This is a genomic window from Pseudoalteromonas phenolica (assembly GCF_044788725.1).
Classification (GTDB): Bacteria; Pseudomonadota; Gammaproteobacteria; order Enterobacterales; family Alteromonadaceae; genus Pseudoalteromonas; species Pseudoalteromonas phenolica_C.
On record NZ_CP173161.1, the window covers coordinates 2,741,210 to 2,757,159 of the forward strand.

Consider the following 15,950-nt stretch of genomic DNA (forward strand, 5'->3'; position numbering starts at 1 on the left):
AATTAAAAGCAGCTGACGTTAAAAACGTAGCTGCTTTTGTAGTTTTTAAAGCTAAGTCGTTTTCCAAGCTTGATTTACCTTATTGAATCTCCATATTTAGACTTAGCCAATTAATGCAAAAGGAAAGACCATGTCTTTTATTAATGAAACGCACGATATTAATTTAAAAAGCTGGGTAAGCAGCGCAAACGTTGCGGGTAATGACTTCCCAATCCAAAACCTACCATTCGCATCTTTCCGTCGTAAAGGCACATCTGAAGAGTTCCGCGGTGGTGTTGCTATCGGCGACCAAGTTTTAGATTTAGCGGTAGTTGCGGCTGCTGGTATTTTCTCTGGCGAAGCACAAGAAGCGGTAGAAGCGGCTAACGCACCGGCACTTAACGAGTTTATGGGCATGGGCAAAGCACATTGGTCAGCACTTCGTTTAGCGCTTTCAAAAGCACTACGTGAAGGTTCTGAGCACCAAGGTGCACTTGAATCTGCTTTAGTTGCACAAGATGACGTTGAATATGCACTACCATGCCACATTGGTGACTACACAGATTTCTACACGTCAATCTATCACGCAACTGCGGTAGGCAGCTTATTCCGTCCAGATAACCCGCTTCTACCTAACTACAAATGGGTACCAATTGGTTATCACGGCCGTGCATCTTCTATTGATGTATCTGGTCAAAGCTTCCCACGTCCTAAAGGTCAAACTAAAGCGCCTGACGCAGATGTACCATCATTTGGTCCAGCTAAGCGTATGGACTATGAATTAGAGCTAGGTATTTATCTTGGTAAAGGTAATGAACTTGGTGATGCGATTAGCATTGAAGATGCTGAAGATCACGTATTTGGTTTCTGTCTATTTAACGACTGGTCTGCACGTGATTTACAAGCATGGGAATACCAACCATTAGGTCCATTCCTTGCGAAAAACTTCGCTTCTACGGTTTCACCTTGGGTTGTAACAACAGAAGCGCTAGCACCATACCGTACACAGTGGCACCGCGATGAAAACGATCCTCAACCACTAGAGTATCTTGAGTCTTCACACAACCGTGAAGCGGGTGCTTTCGACATTCAAATGGATGTACTACTAGAATCAGAAAAAATGCGTACTGAAGGTACTGCACCAAGCAAGCTTTCAGAGTCTAGCTTCAAGCACAGCTACTGGACAGTGGCACAAATGGTGACACACCACACGGTAAACGGCTGTAACTTTATTCCTGGTGATATGCTAGGTTCTGGTACGCAGTCTGGTCCTGAGCACGAAGAAGCTGGCTCAATGCTTGAATTATCTCGTGGCGGCAAAGAAACTATCTCACTGAACAACGGCGAAGAACGTAAGTTCTTAGAAGATGGTGACAAGGTTATCATGCGCGGTTGGTGTGAAGCAGACGGCTTTAACCGCATTGGCTTTGGTTCAGTTGAAGGCACGGTTTTACCTGCAAAATAAACTGTCAAAACTTAATAAAAAACACTATTCAAATCAAAGGCGTGCATAAAACACGCCTTTTTTTGTGTTTTTAAACTGGATTTTTGCATAAATATTGTTAAGGTAGAACGTTGTTAACAGGTTATTAAGAAATATGTTGAACAAGATCAGTCACCTAGCAAAAAGCGCATTTAAGCCAAAACAATTATTACTTCGTCAAAATGGTGACGTGAGTATGTTTACCCTACCTAGCAGCCTGCAAGTAAGCTTGTTATGTGCCGCTGTAGGTGCGGTTTGCTGGGTCAGTGTGAGCTCTTATGGTTATGTACAACAACAAGAGCAAATACAAACGTTAGAAAAACAACGTTTGGCGGCTGAATCAAACTGGCAGCTAGAAAAACAACAACTAGAACAAAAATTAGCTGAGCAAACAAAAACACTTCAAGATCTTTCGCAACAACAGAACTTATTAGAGGGCTTAGTTGAAGCTTTACCAGAAAGTGTCGCTACGCCAGCAACATCAGAAGAGCAAGCTACTCAAAACCATGAGTTTGAAGAACAGTCAAAAAACTTAGCCGATAAGCAAACATCATTACTCAACCACATCGAAAATAGCATCACCGCAAGAGCAAGCGAATTGCATACCCACTTAGATGAAATTGGTTTAGACAAACAATTAACTCTGTCACCAATCGCACAAGGTGGTCCTTACCACCAGCTAGACACACAACATATTTCTGCCGATTATCTAAGCGTGATTGATAAGCTGGTTGAACTCAATGAACTTGAACAGATGATCACTTTACTGCCTGATAGCATGCCGGTAAAACAAGAAAAGTTTTATGTATCAAGTCAATTTGGTTATCGCAAAGATCCCATCACAGGCCGAAGAGCCATGCACAAAGGTGTCGATTTGGCTGGTTGGCATAAAACAGACATTCATGCGCCTGCCGCTGGGGTTGTGACAAAAGCCGGCAAAAATGGTGGCTATGGCAAATTTATTGAAATTAAGCATGCCAATGGCTTAGTGACCCGTTTTGGTCACCTTCATACCATTAAAGTTAAGAAAGGCCAAAAAGTAGAAAAGTCAGATGTGATCGCTTTGATGGGAAGTACTGGCAGAAGTACCAGCACTCATTTACACTATGAAGTATTACAAAATGGTAAGCATATCAATCCGATAAAACTGGCTAAGGTACTTTCTCGTGTTCAATAAATTTAAAAATAACAGCAGCGCAAGTTTACCCGCATTAATTTCACCTAACACCCATGTGACTGGTCAGATTGACTGTGATGGGGAATTACAAGTAGATGGAAAAGTAACGGGCGATTTAAAAGTATCGACACTCATCGTAGGTCAAAATGGTGAAGTGAAAGGTAATATTATCGCTGAAAAAGTACAAGTGAAAGGCACGATCAACGGCAACATTGACGCGCAATCAGTACACCTAGAAGTAACCGCCAAAGTGCATGGTGACGTTGCTCATGACACGCTAACTATAGATGCTGGTGCGCATTTAGAAGGCAAGCTTACTCATAAGCAAGCCCCCGACAATATTACTCCAATCAAAGAGCAAGCTAACGCTCAGTAATATACATAGTAATATCAGCATGAAATACTTTGGTTTTATGCTGATCATATACTTCTACAGGCACAATCAAGTCTTCTTTGTCTTGCCACACTCTTGGTAAGTCAATTTTAGCCTCAGCAGTTAAAACACCATCTGCCTTTTTTAGATATTGCACTGTCATGCCCTTTGGGATCCAACGATGAGTTTTAACAGGAACGGTTGCATCTGTCATAACACCAGCCACTAACTCGGCAAGATTGCACTGCGCAATGGCATGGATAGTGCCAATATGATTTTGAATCGAGCGACGTTTCTTTATCACTGCAACACATTTTCCCGCTTCTAAATGTGTAATAGTCGGTTTAATTGAACCAAAGTAAGGCGCCTTAATACATACAGCCTTACTAAATAGCCAATTACCGAAGGGTAACCAACGAACACTTTTATAAATCCCCATTAATGATGCAGCCATGCTTTGCTCCAATTGTTATTCTTTTATATTGATAAAACATAACTCATCAGACCAGTTCTCAGCAAGTTTAAATTGACTATAACCTCAAGTAAAAGCCATAAATGAAAATAAATTATCGTTTCTCGGTATTAAGTCCTGTCGTTTTTATTTTAGAGCGTTACAATACGCGCCCTCAATAAGGAGTGCGCATGTCTGATCCCCAAATAAACTCAAAACTCAGCGTTTTTATTCTCATTTTACTCGTTATTTTCTGTCCGCTTGGCATCGATTTATATCTACCAGCTTTTCCTGTGATGCAACAAGGTTTAAGTGTTAGTAATGAACAAGTGCAACAAACCGTTGGCATTTATATGCTCACCGTCGGTTTAGGACAACTTATTGCAGGGCCGCTTGCCGATAAATATGGTAGAAGACCCATAGCTTTGGTTGGTATTTCATTATTTGCACTCGGTGGCTTACTTGCTGCAAACACCAATGACTGGCACGTTATTATGGCCGCCCGAGCGTTGCAAGGGCTTGGAGCGTGCGCGACTTTTGTCACTGCTTTTGCCATTGTCAGAGATCAATTTGGCCATAAAGGCAGTGGTAAAATGATCACTTACCTCAATGGTATCGTGTGTTTTATACCTGCATTGGCGCCTATCTTCGGCGCTTGGTTAACGGTGCAATTTGGCTGGCAAAGTAACTTTATCTTTTTAGTTATCTTTGCAGTACTTGGTTTTATTTTGCTGTTTTTTTTGTGCCCTGAAACACGTCCTAAAGATACCATTTATTCGGGTCATATTTTAGATTTAAGACGTTTCAAACCTATGCTTGCAAGCAGTGAATTTATGTTTAATGCCTCTATTACTATGGTCGCCATGTCAGCTATGTTGGTATTTGTCACGACAGCACCTGAATGGGTGATGATTCAACTGGGTAAAGATATCTCGGAGTTTACGATTTGGTTTACTGTGAATGCCATAATCAGTATTGCAGCCAGCTTTATCGCCCCTAAATACATTCAAAGCGCACCTAAACAGAGCCTAATTTTTGGATTAGTGCTGCTAACTCTTGGTGGTCTACTCATGATGGCGCTTAGTAGTGTCGCTGAACCAGTCGTATTTATGCTGCCAATGTATATTGCCTCTATCGGCTTTGCATTTACATTAGGCTCTGCAGCTGGAAAAGCACTTAGCGGCTTTGCACAACAAGCAGGCACCGCATCTGCGCTCATAGGTGTTATGCAAATGTCAGGCGCTGCAGTACTTGCTGTATTTACACAGCAATTTGGTTTGAGTGCACCGGTTCAAGTTGGTATTCATTTAACAACCTGCCTGTTATTTTTAATTGCACTTAAATCAACAAAAAATAACATGCTTTATTCAAACTCATGACAAAAAGGTAAGACCTGTTTTTATTAATAGGTCTTACTCTCACCTACGTTCCCACTATGGTAAACCATGTAAATATCTGGACTTCCGTTAATATTTTTAACTTCTAGCTCTAGACTTTTTTATTCTAAAAAACTCGATAAAATGTAATTTTGTACCCTTTACAAGCTAAAAGTTTCGCGTAATCTCGAGGTTGTTAAAAAGATGTTTAAAAAACATCAGATAAAAATTACAAAAGAGATAACAAGTATGAAGTTTAATAAATTCACCTCAGCACTACTTCTTGCAGGCGTTTGTTCAGCCGCTTCTGTAAACGCAGCCGATGACCGCTATATCATCCAGGTTGATAACGACAAAAAAGGCGTTGTGAAAGCACTGGCGAAAAAATTAGGTGCAGAATTACATGTTGATGGCAATGGTTTCTTCGCAGCAAGCTTCTCAGGCAAAGACCTATCGACTGTAAAAGGCTTACTAAACAACCCACATATTAAACTTATTGAAGAAGACCAAAAGCGTAAAGCAATGGGTATCTATAACGATGACCTGGGCAATGCAATGCAGCAGCAGATCACGCCTTATGCTGTTTACCAGTCTCAAGCTGACCAAGTTACGTTTGACGCAAACGCAGGTATGAAGGTGTGTGTTATCGATTCAGGTCTTGATATGTCTAACCCTGACTTTATCTGGGGTAACATAACAGGCGATAACGACTCAGGTACAGGTAACTGGTATGAGCATGGTGGCCCTCACGGCACACACGTAGCAGGTACTATTGGTGCGGCTGACAATAACATCGGTGTTGTTGGTATGGCGCCAGGTGTAGACATGCACATCATCAAAGTATTTAACGCTGAAGGCTGGGGTTACTCTTCTGATCTAGCCCATGCAGCAAACCTTTGTTCACAAGCTGGTGCAAATATTATCAGCATGAGCCTAGGTGGTGGCGGTTCAAACAGCACTGAATCAAACGCATTTGCAAGTTTCTCGCAAGCAGGCGGCCTAGTAGTTGCCGCTGCAGGTAACGATGGTAACTCAGTTCGTTCTTACCCTGCTGGTTACTCGTCAGTTATGATGGTGGGTGCAAACGATGCAAACAACCAGATTGCAGATTTCTCTCAGTACCCAAGCTGCACATCAGGCAAGGGCCGTCGAGTTACCACTGACGAAACAATTTGTGTAGAAGTGACAGCTGGCGGTGTTGATACGCTATCTACTTATCCAGCAGGTATGGCTACGTCTGCAAGCCTATCTATGGACGGCACTGCATTTGAAACCTCTTCAATGGAAAACTCAGGTTCAGTAACCGCAAATGTTTACTTCATGGGCACAGCAGAAGCAACAGATGCGCAAGCTGCGGGTAAAGTATGTTTAATCGACCGTGGTAACATTTCCTTCCATGACAAAGTGGCTAACTGTGAAGCATCAGGCGGCGTAGGTGCAATCATTGTAAACAATGAAGCGGGTATGCTTTACGCAACATTAGGCGATACAAACACAACATCAATTCCTGCTGTAGGTGCAGCTTTTGAAGACCGTTCAGCATTAATGGCAGCAACTTCAGCATCAATCACAATTGGTACAAGCGATTATGGCCTGATGAGTGGTACATCTATGGCTACTCCTGCAGTTTCAGGTATTGCTGCGCTAGTATGGTCAAACCACCCAGAGTGTACTGGTGAAGAAATTCGTTCAGCACTTAAAGCAACGGCTGAAGACCAAGGTGCGGCAGGTAACGACGTCTACTTCGGTTACGGTATCGTTAAAGCCAAAGCCGCTGACGATTACCTAACACAGAACGGTTGTGCTGGCGGTAATAATGGTGGTGGTGACAACGGTGGCGGCGATACAGGTGGTTCGTTTAGCCTAACTGCTTCTGGCTATAAATCTAAAGGTTCAAAATATGCTGACCTAAACTGGCAAGGCGCAACGACAGCAAATGTTGATATTTACCGTAACGGTAGCAAAATTGTCACAACCAGCAACGATAATAGCTACACTGACAGCATCGGTGGTAAAGGCGGCGGTAGCTACAGCTACCAAGTTTGTGAACAAGGTAGTACTTCAGCCTGTTCAAGCACTCAGACTGTAGTATTCTAACCAACCATTTTTAAGCGGGCTTCATGCCCGCTTTTGTTTACCCCTGTATATTTTATTCAAACCCGCTTATACTCTGCCCCATTCAATAACAACAAGAATATAAGTGCGATGCTCAACCCTGAATCCGTCATTTCTTTTTTAATTGCCAGTGCGGTTATCGCCGTGGCTCCTGGCCCTTCAAATGCATTCTTAATGGCACAAACATTTACCCATGGTCGTAAAGCAGGTATGCAAAGCGCGTTAGGTTTTGCCGCCGGTGGGGTTATCCACACCATTTTTGCAGTAATAGGACTGTCGGCCATTTTAAAAGCTTCTGAAACGGCCTATGCGACGGTGCAATATCTAGGCGCAGCCTATTTATGCTATTTGGGCTTTGTAACCCTTAAAGATACGTTTAAAAAGCAAATTGATTCTGAAGATAAGCCCCATGTAACCACCAAAAAACAAGGCAATGTATTTGTACAAGCTATGATGACCGAAGTGCTCAATCCAAAAGTGGCACTTTTCTTTATTGCTTTTATTCCGCAGTTTGTCGACCCAACTCTCTCTTCAACCACCTTGCAACTGGCAATGTTTGGTTTGCTTTACCCTATTTTGGCTTTCCCAATAGATTGCGCCTACATTTACAGCGGAGACAAAATCGCTGGCTACTTTAGGCAGCACCCAAGTGCACCAATCTGGATAGATCGATTTTCAGGCTTTATTTTTATCGCCCTAGCGATTAACTTGTTACTCTAACTAATAAAAAAGAGAAATGAGTATGGAAACCAAGGTTGAGAAAATTCCAGCAAATAAGCACATAGCGCTGGTTGCCCATGATGGTAAAAAAGACGCTCTAAAAGCCTGGTGTTTAGCCCACAAGAATACCTTAGAACGTCATACACTCTCTGCCACAGGCACGACGGGTAATGTTATTGAGCAGGCTACAGGCCTTAGCGTTAATAAATTACTTAGTGGCCCTATGGGTGGCGATCAACAGCTTGGGGCGAAAATAGCAGAGCATCAAATCCATATGCTGGTATTTTTCTGGGATCCCCTAGCTTCACAGCCGCACGACCCAGATGTTAAAGCACTCTTGCGCTTGGCTGCTGTGTGGAATATTCCGGTGGCCTGTAATGAAGCAACCGCCGATATGCTACTGCATTCATCTTTGATGAGTACTGAATTTAGTCGCGCTTTACCTGATTATGACAAGTATTTGGCAACACGGCTTAATACCTAGAATATCTTTATAAAGTTAAAAACGTTTATCTAAACAACTTTTCAGCCCACTTGGTTAAACCGGCGGTGACGCTACCAAAGTTATCGCCGCTTAACATCTCAATATCACCCAGTCGTTGTTTTAGCGCCGTCTTTAACAATGGCGATTGCGCACTACCGCCTGTTAAGTAAATCACATCAGGTTGTGTTCCGGCATCTTTAATGGCCTGCTCGGCCAAGGTGCAGATCTGCTCTAAACTGTTTTCGAGGGCTTCAGAAAGTTGTACATCGCTGATCAATTTAGCTAAGTCTTTAGCAATAAAGCTCATATCACAGTGACTCTGCGAGTCAGCACTTAACGCGATTTTCATTAATTCAGCTTGTCTTACTAAACGGTGAGAAAGCTTGTTTTCTTGCACTTTGATTAAACGCTGTAATCGCTCTGGCTGCTCTATCTCTCGAAGCATCGCGGTTAAGTCACGATGGTTTTTATCTGAGTAAAAGTCGCTTTGCATTTGCAGGTCATTGATTTTGCATGCTTGCCAAAACAACTGGTTAGGCATAGGAAGGCCTGACTTAAACTTATCGTCACGGCCAAGTAAGTCAGTTAACTCATGAAACGCCAATGCTATGTCTAAATCGTTACCGCCAATACGCTTACCGGTATGCGATAAAAAGTCGGCATTTCGGCAGGCATTGTCTCTAAAACTTGGTCCCATTTGCACAAACGAGCAGTCAGAAGTACCCCCACCAATATCGACCACAAGCACTTTTTTGTCTGTCGTTAAGCCGGATTCAAAATCAACCCCCGCAGCCAAAGGTTCAAATAAAAACTCAACCTCTTTAAAGCCTGCGCGTTTTGCCGCTGTGGTTAAGATGCTCACCGCTTGTTGGTTGCTTTCTTCACCACCAATGGCCTGAAAGTTTACCGGACGACCAATAACAGTATGTGTCAGTTCATATCCAAGTTGACGCTCTGCACGCTGTTTGATTTGCATGATCATGGTGCTGGCAATGTCTTCAAAAAAGGCGATTTGTTGTGGCTTTAAACCCACAGCCCCAAAAAATGATTTTGGCGATTTAACGAAATAGCCGTCTTCAGGAAAATCGATATATTCTTCTATCGCAGCCTGACCAATAGAAATACCAGTATCAGAAGGCTCTAAATCTAAGTCTCGTTTAATAGCCGGTACAGTATTTAAAAGGTGCGCCCTAGATTGTCTAAAACTCTCTACATCACCCTGCTTTAAATTATGTGCGACATAATCTGAGATCAATGCGTTATGCTGTGCATATAAAGTCGAAGGTAAATAATGTTTGTTGTTTTCTAATTTAACCAGCGTCACCTGAGAGTCACGCATCACCCCCATTGCACAATTAGAACTACCGTAATCAAATCCAACTATCATCTTTAACCTCCGACACAAAAAAGGTCGCGCAGAGTATCACAGATAAAACTGAGTTTAAAATATTTCTCTCACCCTTAAAAATCGTGCAAAACGCGGCTTGTTATATTTTGTTTTATCTTGATAACGATAGGTGATCACAGTACCTATTTTGGGCGGTTTAGCTCTGAGTGCATCGGTTAGCCCCGAGCCTACTCTGAACTCAATACCATCATCTAAATTACGCACGATCAAAGCGCCTGTTTTGCCTTGGTACTTACCCTTACCCTCGCTATAACCAATTACCACTGCTTCGGCATCTGAGTAAGGCTTATATTTTAATAATTGTGCTGAGCGTCCTGCTAAATGTGAAGCGGTGGCTAAATGTAACATTACCCCCTCTCCGCCTTTTGCTACCACTTCATCAAAGTAATCATCTAATTGAGCTCTACTGGCAAAGCTTTGCTGCTTAACAGCTTGAATATGAGGCTGCTTGAGCAAAGTGACTAATTGCAGATACTTGTTATAGCGTTCAGCAAAACTGCCAGACGCTTTTGGCATATCAAAGACCATATACTTCACTTTACGCCAGTCTTTATCATTGCCGTTAAGCTGTCTGGCAAGACCACTGACAAACTCAAATTGCCCGTAGTCGACCCAAAGCTCTCCGTCTAGGTAGGTGTTTGGTAATTTCTCTGTGAACCAAGCTGGTGCATAAATTAGGTTACCACGCCTGGTTTTAAGTTGCGCGCCATCCCAAATGGCACGCACACCATCATATTTTTCACTTACTAAATAATGTTCGACTTGATGGGTATCATTGAATACAGAAGCTAATTGTGCGGGTGAGGTATTCGCCCAAGAAGATGAGCTTAACAATAAAAAAGCTAAAAAATAGAAATAATACATACGCATGGCTCCTTATGCGCTGAAGTCAAATTAATAATGAGTAGACTTCCTAGCTGCCCTCATTACCTGAAGTATTGATGACCTTTATATCATCTCAATATAAGTATTTTTTTGAATATACTCCCAAGCCTCACTAATATCATTGGCAATATAGCTGGCCTTGCTGTGATCTTGTGATTTAGAGTACTCATGAGGGATAACAATTGTCTGTACGCCCGCAGCTGTTGCACTTTGCAGTCCCGTCGTACTGTCTTCTAAGGCAAATGCTTCCTGAGGCTTTATAGACAAGAGTTCAAGTGCCTTTAAATATGGCTCAGGATCGGGTTTTGGGTTAATTACATCGTCTTTGCATATCGTCGCATTGAACAAATCTAGCAATTCGTAGTGCGCTAATACGGGGATCGCTTCGTTGCGTGTGCTGCCCGTTACTAACACCAAGGTAAACCGCTGTTTAGCTGCATCGAGGAAGGCTTTCACGCCTGCTAATAACCTTGGTTTTACCTGTTCAGACGTTAAAACAAACTGTTGATTCTTTTGCTCACATAGCCACTGAGCTGAGACATCTAAATGATGCCGTGCCTTTATTACTGTTGCGGCTTGTAAGGTAGGAACACCCGCAAACTCTAAGCAAAAAGCTTGCTCTGTGTAATGAATGTCAAAAGGAGATAAAACATGTTGCCAGCTGTCATAATGAACGACCTCAGAATCAACCAAAGTACCGTCAAAATCTATCAGTAATGCTCGCTTTTCCATGTTTCTCTCCTTGAATTGATTGCTTTTAGCTTTTAGATTATTGCTTTAAGCTCTCAGGTACTTCTGCTGTAGCTTCTTCACCTGACTCAACCTCTACAAGCGTATAGCCTCTAGGTTGGCGTACTACTTTTAAGATTGGCTTTTCAAACGCAGACTTTAAACGATCTGTATCAGCTTGAAGCTCTTCAACTGTGCGACCAAATGGTGCCGCACCTGTTTCAGACCAATTTGTTACTTTACCATTTAAGTTATATTCAACTTCGTGAATTTGATAAAGCGCCGCTTCATCTTTAGTTGCTTCACAAAAAATAACACGGTAGTTCCAAAATCCAGACATAATTTTTCTCTTACTTTCAATTTAGGGCAACTTTACCAGCTCATTTTATTAATACCAATCCTCAAAGTGACTTATTTGAGGCTAATACCAATCCGCAATAACACTTAATCATTTTGAGGGATTAAACCTGATGATAGCTGCGTTAAAGATTTCTCATTTAGAACAACTAAATAACGAAATATTTGCCTTGCTACCACAAGGTTTTCTTGCCTCAAAATAGACCACTTAGTTAAGCGGATTGGTATAATTGGCATAAGGTTAAATACTATGTTTTGAAATATAAAAAAACCCGCAAAAATGCGTAATGCCAGTCAGTTAAGAATTGACTGGCATTTTCTTTTATACGGATATTTCCTTGGTTTCTTTCTAACCTCTCTTGGGTATCTCCTATCAGGAAGCCGGTCTGGTAATACAAACAATCTTAGTGTTGTCAGCAGCTCTTCATAATGTACTGGCAACTTACTCGCACTGTGGATAGGAGTGAGCATAAAAAATGCGATGATATGGCGCATACATAAACTAAAACTAAGTTGTCTGGGTATCAGGATTTCTTCCGCTTTCGTTGCATCAATCATTGCAATGCGGATTAAGTTGTAAGCTAACAGTAGTCCCCATAACTCTTGACGTACCATATCTGGCTTTTTACTTCGTAATGCATGTTTAGACTGATGCAACCCTTGTTTCATTTCTCTAAAGCCCAACTCTATTTCCCAACGCTGAGTATAGACTTCTGTTAATTCATCATATGGATAACGCATGGGATCGATTAATGAACTCAGTACACGGTAGCTTTTCCCATCAACTTTATACGTAGTGAGTCGGGCGGTTATTTGCTCTGGTAAATCTTTAAATTTACTTTTAGCTTGAGGGCTAGTATGTAAAGAGATTATTTTATCTTCATCGCTGATATGACGTTCAACTTGGTATTGTAAATCCTTGCGAGCTGGTAACATCCAATGTGTATTTTTACCTTGTCTTTGCCACTGATATAAAAGGCCTAAAGAGTAATAGCCACGGTCAAATAGCGTTAAAGAGTCATCTGGGACAGACGATAAAAGTCTTTTGGCAAGTGTCATTTCCCCTACATGGCGTGCATCAAAGCTACTATCCAGTAATAGATGGCTTGATACCTCCATCAAACTACACATCCTGATTTGAGGATAACTGCCTTCACCAAATTGATTACTGTCACTACCAAACGCAATACGATTTTCTTCGTTATCTTGAGTTCTAAAGCTCACTCCATCAACAGCTAACAAATTCAGTCCACACCACTGCTCAAAGGCATGCTTGTAAAATGCTCTTTGGGCCAACAATCGAAACGAGTGACACACTGCATCAACCCCTAAACGTTGACGGCCTTGAACCAAAGCGCTGGGCGCAACCAGTTTATTTTTCCCCGGCAGCGTAATATCTAATCGGCTTGCGATATCCCATACTGTTTCGTTACGAAATAGGCTCATACCAATGACTGACCACATTATAGCTTCTAACGGCAACCTTCTTCGACGCACGGTTGCAACTCCAGCATATTCGAACGCCTGTTCAAGTATATCGGCATCAAGGACATTCTTTAGTTTATCCAGGGTGTGTACATCATCTAAAAACGAAGTTAGGTCGTCACAGTGATTAGAAAGAGGCATAAAAAAATCCGATATTAGTTTCCTAATATCGGATTCTGAACCCTTTAAAAGATCGGTCAACTGATCTATTTGTTTCTTAACTGATCAGCATTGCGCAAAAATGCGGGTTTTTACTAAAACAAATTTCTATTTCGAAATAAGATTAGAAGAAACGTACTTTAAATTCAGCACCAATGTAACGCTCTTCATTTAACATACCTGTGTTGTTATTGAAGTCTACACCACCAATAACCACTTGCTCGTCAAATAAGTTACGTACAAATACAGATGCTTCATATTCGTTGTCGCCAGCTAACCATTGGTAACCTGCACGTACACCTGCTTCAAATAACGCTTCACCTTTAAACTCAACCGCTTCATATAAGAAGAAGTCAATTTCGCTACGGTAAGACACATCTGAGTAGACGAAGAAATCGCCACCCTCAAGTTCTTTGGTATAACGAAGAGTCGCGTTTGCAATCCACTCTGGTGCATGTGGAAGACTGTTTCCATCAAGTACAGCTAAGCCGTTTTCGATTTTATTTGTAACAGTACACTGCATACAAACTTGGACCGCTAAGTCTTTATCACTTAGTTCAGTTTTGTTGTAGCTCAGGTTAAATGTTGCATTTAGCTCGTCAGTTAAAACCCACTCAGAGTCTAATTCAATACCGTAACCAGTTGTCTTATCAGCATTGATTAAGCGGTTAAAGTTAGCACCACCACCTACTGCCGTTAGCTGTTGGTCGTTCATTTGGTAATAGAATACAGTCGCATTCACACGACCTTGACCGTCTAATACGTCTGACTTGATACCCGCTTCAATTGAGTTAGTCGTTTCAGACTTAGCAACCGTAACTTCATCACCGAATAAAATACGACCTTGCACACTTGGTGCACGGAAACCGTTAGCGATACGTGCGAATAAGTTGATATCATCAGTGTACTTGTATGTAGCGCTTAAATCCCAAGATACATGGCTGTCATCAGGGTTTGCTGAACCTTCAAGGAAATCAGCTGCACCTACAGGTGATTTAGTACGCTTCGCATAAAACTCTTTTTCGTCATTTGAGTAACGAATACCTGCAGTAACTTTCAATTCATCAGATACAGTATAATCAAATGAACCAAATAGCGCCCAAGCCGATGTACTCTGGTCTTGAACTGCATAGCCATTTTGCACACCATAGTTATTCGCATTTGCATCCCAAGACAGTGTATCGAAGCTAAAACTTTCGATTACTAAATCTTCTTCATATAAGAACACACCAACTTGGTAGTTCATATCACCAGAGAAGTTGCTTGAAAGGCGAAGCTCTTGCGTATATTGATCGTGTTCAGGAATTGCATCCGCAGTTTCTGAAGGGAAAGGAATAATGCCTGGGCCTTGGAAACCAATAAAATCTGCACCATAACCACCATCTACGTCTGCACGAGAATAGATTTCAGCACTTTCCCAACCAGTGATCGACGTTACTGTGTGCTCTTTTAGATCCCACTCAAGTTTAAGGCTTAGGCCTTGCGTATTTACCTGTTGAGTCGAACGTGAAGCGGCATCATGGTAAACAACATCATTGTCATACAGTGGGTTGATGTTATTTGTGCCCTTTTCAATTAGGTTTGCACGGAATGCAATTGGACGACCATCTAGGTCACGCTTGTGGTAGTTTAAAAGACCGGTGAAGTCATCACCTTCATATAAAAACTGAACGCGCGCTGCTTTTTCATTGTAACCACCAAGAGAGTCTTCTTTTTCAAAGCCAGGTGCTTTTACGTCGATGTAATCTGGACGATCTTGAATAAGTAGAGAAACGCGCGTTGAAAGCTTGTCAGTCAGACCTGTACCTACGGCACCTTCAAAGTCTACAGAACCTTTGCTGCCGTAAGACACAGCACTGTAAGCATCAAACTCTTGGCTTGGCTTAACTGAATCAAACTTTACAAGACCTGCTGGCGTGTTACGACCAAACAGTGTGCCTTGTGGGCCTCTTAGTACTTCGATACGCTCGATATCAAATACAGGGAAACCTTTTAGAATAGGGTTTTCTTGAACAATTTCGTCTACAACTAATGAAACAGGCTGTGACGCGTTCAAGTCAAAATCGGTATTACCCAAGCCACGAACATAAAAGCGTGGGAAAGTACGGCCGAATGATGATTCAACTGATAAACTTGGGATTTTTGCGTTCATGAAGCGAATATCCATACCCGCTGAGCTATATGCGTCTAATCCATCGCCTTGTAGGGCCGACACAGACACAGGTACTTCTTGCGCATTTTCAACACGTTTACGCGCAGTAATTTGAATTACTTCAAGTTGATTGCTTTTAGCTTCTTGCTCTTCAGCATGCGTATTGAACGAAGTACTTGCTACAGTAGAGAACAACGCTGCATTGACTAAAACTGCTAACGTAGATCTTTTGATTGCTTTCATGTTTGGGGTAAACCTTTTATAAGCACTCTTTTGTTCAACGGTAAAATATGGGCGCCGTATCACATTGGCGTGATTAGTTCAATTTTTCGCCTATACTGTGAGTATAATGCGGACCTTAGAGACGAGAGTGCAAAACGAATTCTAAGGCTGAATCTAACGGCATAATTATAACAGCAAATTTCAACTTTGCTTCAAATAACCCCAAAAAAGCCAAAAATAATAAATTTTATCTACAAGATTACCGATTTTAACAACTTTTATTTTCACCAAACAAAATCAAAACAAGGACATTTGTCCTGTACCCAGGTCGATTGGGTGCACTTTTAAAGGTTTTTATCGAAAAAAGAAAGCGTGTGAAATTTGGTCAGAAATCA

Annotated in this window: 14 protein-coding genes; 7 read left to right on the plus strand and 7 right to left on the minus strand. The window is 41.7% G+C overall.

Translation table 11 applies throughout. The features are described 5' to 3' along the window. Positions 1 to 130: 130 nt before the first annotated feature. From fahA to ACH784_RS12435, 3 genes are all read left to right on the plus strand, one after another. Entirely contained in the window at positions 131 to 1,444 is a 1,314-nt protein-coding gene (gene fahA / locus ACH784_RS12425) for a fumarylacetoacetase (protein ID WP_404390640.1), read from the plus strand. 133 nt (positions 1,445 to 1,577) lie between these two features. Beyond that, entirely contained in the window at positions 1,578 to 2,639 is a 1,062-nt protein-coding gene (locus ACH784_RS12430; RefSeq protein WP_404390642.1) for a M23 family metallopeptidase, read from the plus strand. Further along, positions 2,629 to 3,015: a polymer-forming cytoskeletal protein gene (locus ACH784_RS12435; protein ID WP_404390644.1), complete on the plus strand. Its 387-nt coding sequence runs from the start codon at positions 2,629 to 2,631 to the stop codon at positions 3,013 to 3,015. The genes ACH784_RS12430 and ACH784_RS12435 overlap by 11 nt, the downstream gene beginning before the upstream one ends. Here the strand turns inward: ACH784_RS12435 and ACH784_RS12440 are convergent. Next, positions 3,002 to 3,466 (minus strand): hotdog fold domain-containing protein, encoded by a 465-nt coding sequence (locus ACH784_RS12440; protein WP_404390646.1) that lies wholly within the window; start codon positions 3,464 to 3,466, stop codon positions 3,002 to 3,004. The genes ACH784_RS12435 and ACH784_RS12440 overlap by 14 nt on opposite strands. A 188-nt stretch (positions 3,467 to 3,654) precedes the next feature. On the opposite strand from ACH784_RS12440, the gene ACH784_RS12445 reads away from it, so the two are divergent. From ACH784_RS12445 to ACH784_RS12460, 4 genes are all read left to right on the plus strand, one after another. Next, entirely contained in the window at positions 3,655 to 4,842 is a 1,188-nt protein-coding gene (locus ACH784_RS12445; protein ID WP_404390648.1) for a multidrug effflux MFS transporter, read from the plus strand. Positions 4,843 to 5,088: 246 nt separating this feature from the next. After that, positions 5,089 to 6,936: a S8 family serine peptidase gene (locus tag ACH784_RS12450; protein ID WP_404390650.1), complete on the plus strand. Its 1,848-nt coding sequence runs from the start codon at positions 5,089 to 5,091 to the stop codon at positions 6,934 to 6,936. Positions 6,937 to 7,044: 108 nt separating this feature from the next. Then, positions 7,045 to 7,674 (plus strand): LysE family translocator, encoded by a 630-nt coding sequence (locus tag ACH784_RS12455; RefSeq protein ID WP_404390652.1) that lies wholly within the window; start codon positions 7,045 to 7,047, stop codon positions 7,672 to 7,674. 22 nt (positions 7,675 to 7,696) lie between these two features. Then, complete coding sequence (locus tag ACH784_RS12460) at positions 7,697 to 8,158, plus strand: methylglyoxal synthase (protein ID WP_138483272.1); 462 nt, start codon at positions 7,697 to 7,699, stop codon at positions 8,156 to 8,158. A gap of 25 nt (positions 8,159 to 8,183) precedes the next feature. Here ACH784_RS12460 and yegD read toward each other — a convergent pair whose 3' ends face one another. The 6 genes from yegD to ACH784_RS12490 form a co-directional block, all read right to left on the minus strand. Then, entirely contained in the window at positions 8,184 to 9,545 is a 1,362-nt protein-coding gene (gene yegD, locus ACH784_RS12465; protein ID WP_404390655.1) for a molecular chaperone, read from the minus strand. 54 nt (positions 9,546 to 9,599) lie between these two features. Then, a complete protein-coding gene (locus ACH784_RS12470) occupies positions 9,600 to 10,436 on the minus strand; it encodes a DNA ligase (protein ID WP_404390657.1) in 837 nt (278 codons plus the stop codon). A gap of 78 nt (positions 10,437 to 10,514) precedes the next feature. After that, on the minus strand, positions 10,515 to 11,183 hold the full coding sequence (locus ACH784_RS12475; protein ID WP_404390659.1) for an HAD family hydrolase: 669 nt from the start codon (positions 11,181 to 11,183) through the stop codon (positions 10,515 to 10,517). Positions 11,184 to 11,220: 37 nt separating this feature from the next. Further along, a complete protein-coding gene (locus ACH784_RS12480) occupies positions 11,221 to 11,520 on the minus strand; it encodes a hypothetical protein (protein WP_058029251.1) in 300 nt (99 codons plus the stop codon). A 311-nt stretch (positions 11,521 to 11,831) separates the two neighbouring features. Further along, positions 11,832 to 13,163, minus strand: a complete 1,332-nt coding sequence (locus ACH784_RS12485; RefSeq protein ID WP_404389461.1) for an IS4 family transposase — start codon at positions 13,161 to 13,163, stop codon at positions 11,832 to 11,834. A gap of 142 nt (positions 13,164 to 13,305) precedes the next feature. Next, the gene (locus tag ACH784_RS12490) at positions 13,306 to 15,576 is read right to left on the minus strand and encodes a TonB-dependent receptor (protein WP_404390661.1); all 2,271 of its coding nucleotides are present in this window, start codon (positions 15,574 to 15,576) and stop codon (positions 13,306 to 13,308) included. Positions 15,577 to 15,950: the final 374 nt, after the last annotated feature.

Bases quoted from the DNA above. Each gene is read 5' to 3' on its own strand.
- ACH784_RS12450 (WP_404390650.1), top strand. From the start codon at position 5,089: ATGAAGTTTAATAAATTCACCTCAGCACTACTTCTTGCAGGCGTTTGT.
- ACH784_RS12440 (WP_404390646.1), bottom strand. From the start codon at position 3,466: ATGGCTGCATCATTAATGGGGATTTATAAAAGTGTTCGTTGGTTACCC.
- ACH784_RS12480 (WP_058029251.1), bottom strand. From the start codon at position 11,520: ATGTCTGGATTTTGGAACTACCGTGTTATTTTTTGTGAAGCAACTAAA.
- fahA (WP_404390640.1), top strand. From the start codon at position 131: ATGTCTTTTATTAATGAAACGCACGATATTAATTTAAAAAGCTGGGTA.
- ACH784_RS12445 (WP_404390648.1), top strand. From the start codon at position 3,655: ATGTCTGATCCCCAAATAAACTCAAAACTCAGCGTTTTTATTCTCATT.
- ACH784_RS12490 (WP_404390661.1), bottom strand. From the start codon at position 15,576: ATGAAAGCAATCAAAAGATCTACGTTAGCAGTTTTAGTCAATGCAGCG.
- ACH784_RS12485 (WP_404389461.1), bottom strand. From the start codon at position 13,163: ATGCCTCTTTCTAATCACTGTGACGACCTAACTTCGTTTTTAGATGAT.
- ACH784_RS12430 (WP_404390642.1), top strand. From the start codon at position 1,578: ATGTTGAACAAGATCAGTCACCTAGCAAAAAGCGCATTTAAGCCAAAA.
- ACH784_RS12475 (WP_404390659.1), bottom strand. From the start codon at position 11,183: ATGGAAAAGCGAGCATTACTGATAGATTTTGACGGTACTTTGGTTGAT.
- ACH784_RS12460 (WP_138483272.1), top strand. From the start codon at position 7,697: ATGGAAACCAAGGTTGAGAAAATTCCAGCAAATAAGCACATAGCGCTG.
- ACH784_RS12455 (WP_404390652.1), top strand. From the start codon at position 7,045: ATGCTCAACCCTGAATCCGTCATTTCTTTTTTAATTGCCAGTGCGGTT.
- yegD (WP_404390655.1), bottom strand. From the start codon at position 9,545: ATGATAGTTGGATTTGATTACGGTAGTTCTAATTGTGCAATGGGGGTG.
- ACH784_RS12470 (WP_404390657.1), bottom strand. From the start codon at position 10,436: ATGCGTATGTATTATTTCTATTTTTTAGCTTTTTTATTGTTAAGCTCA.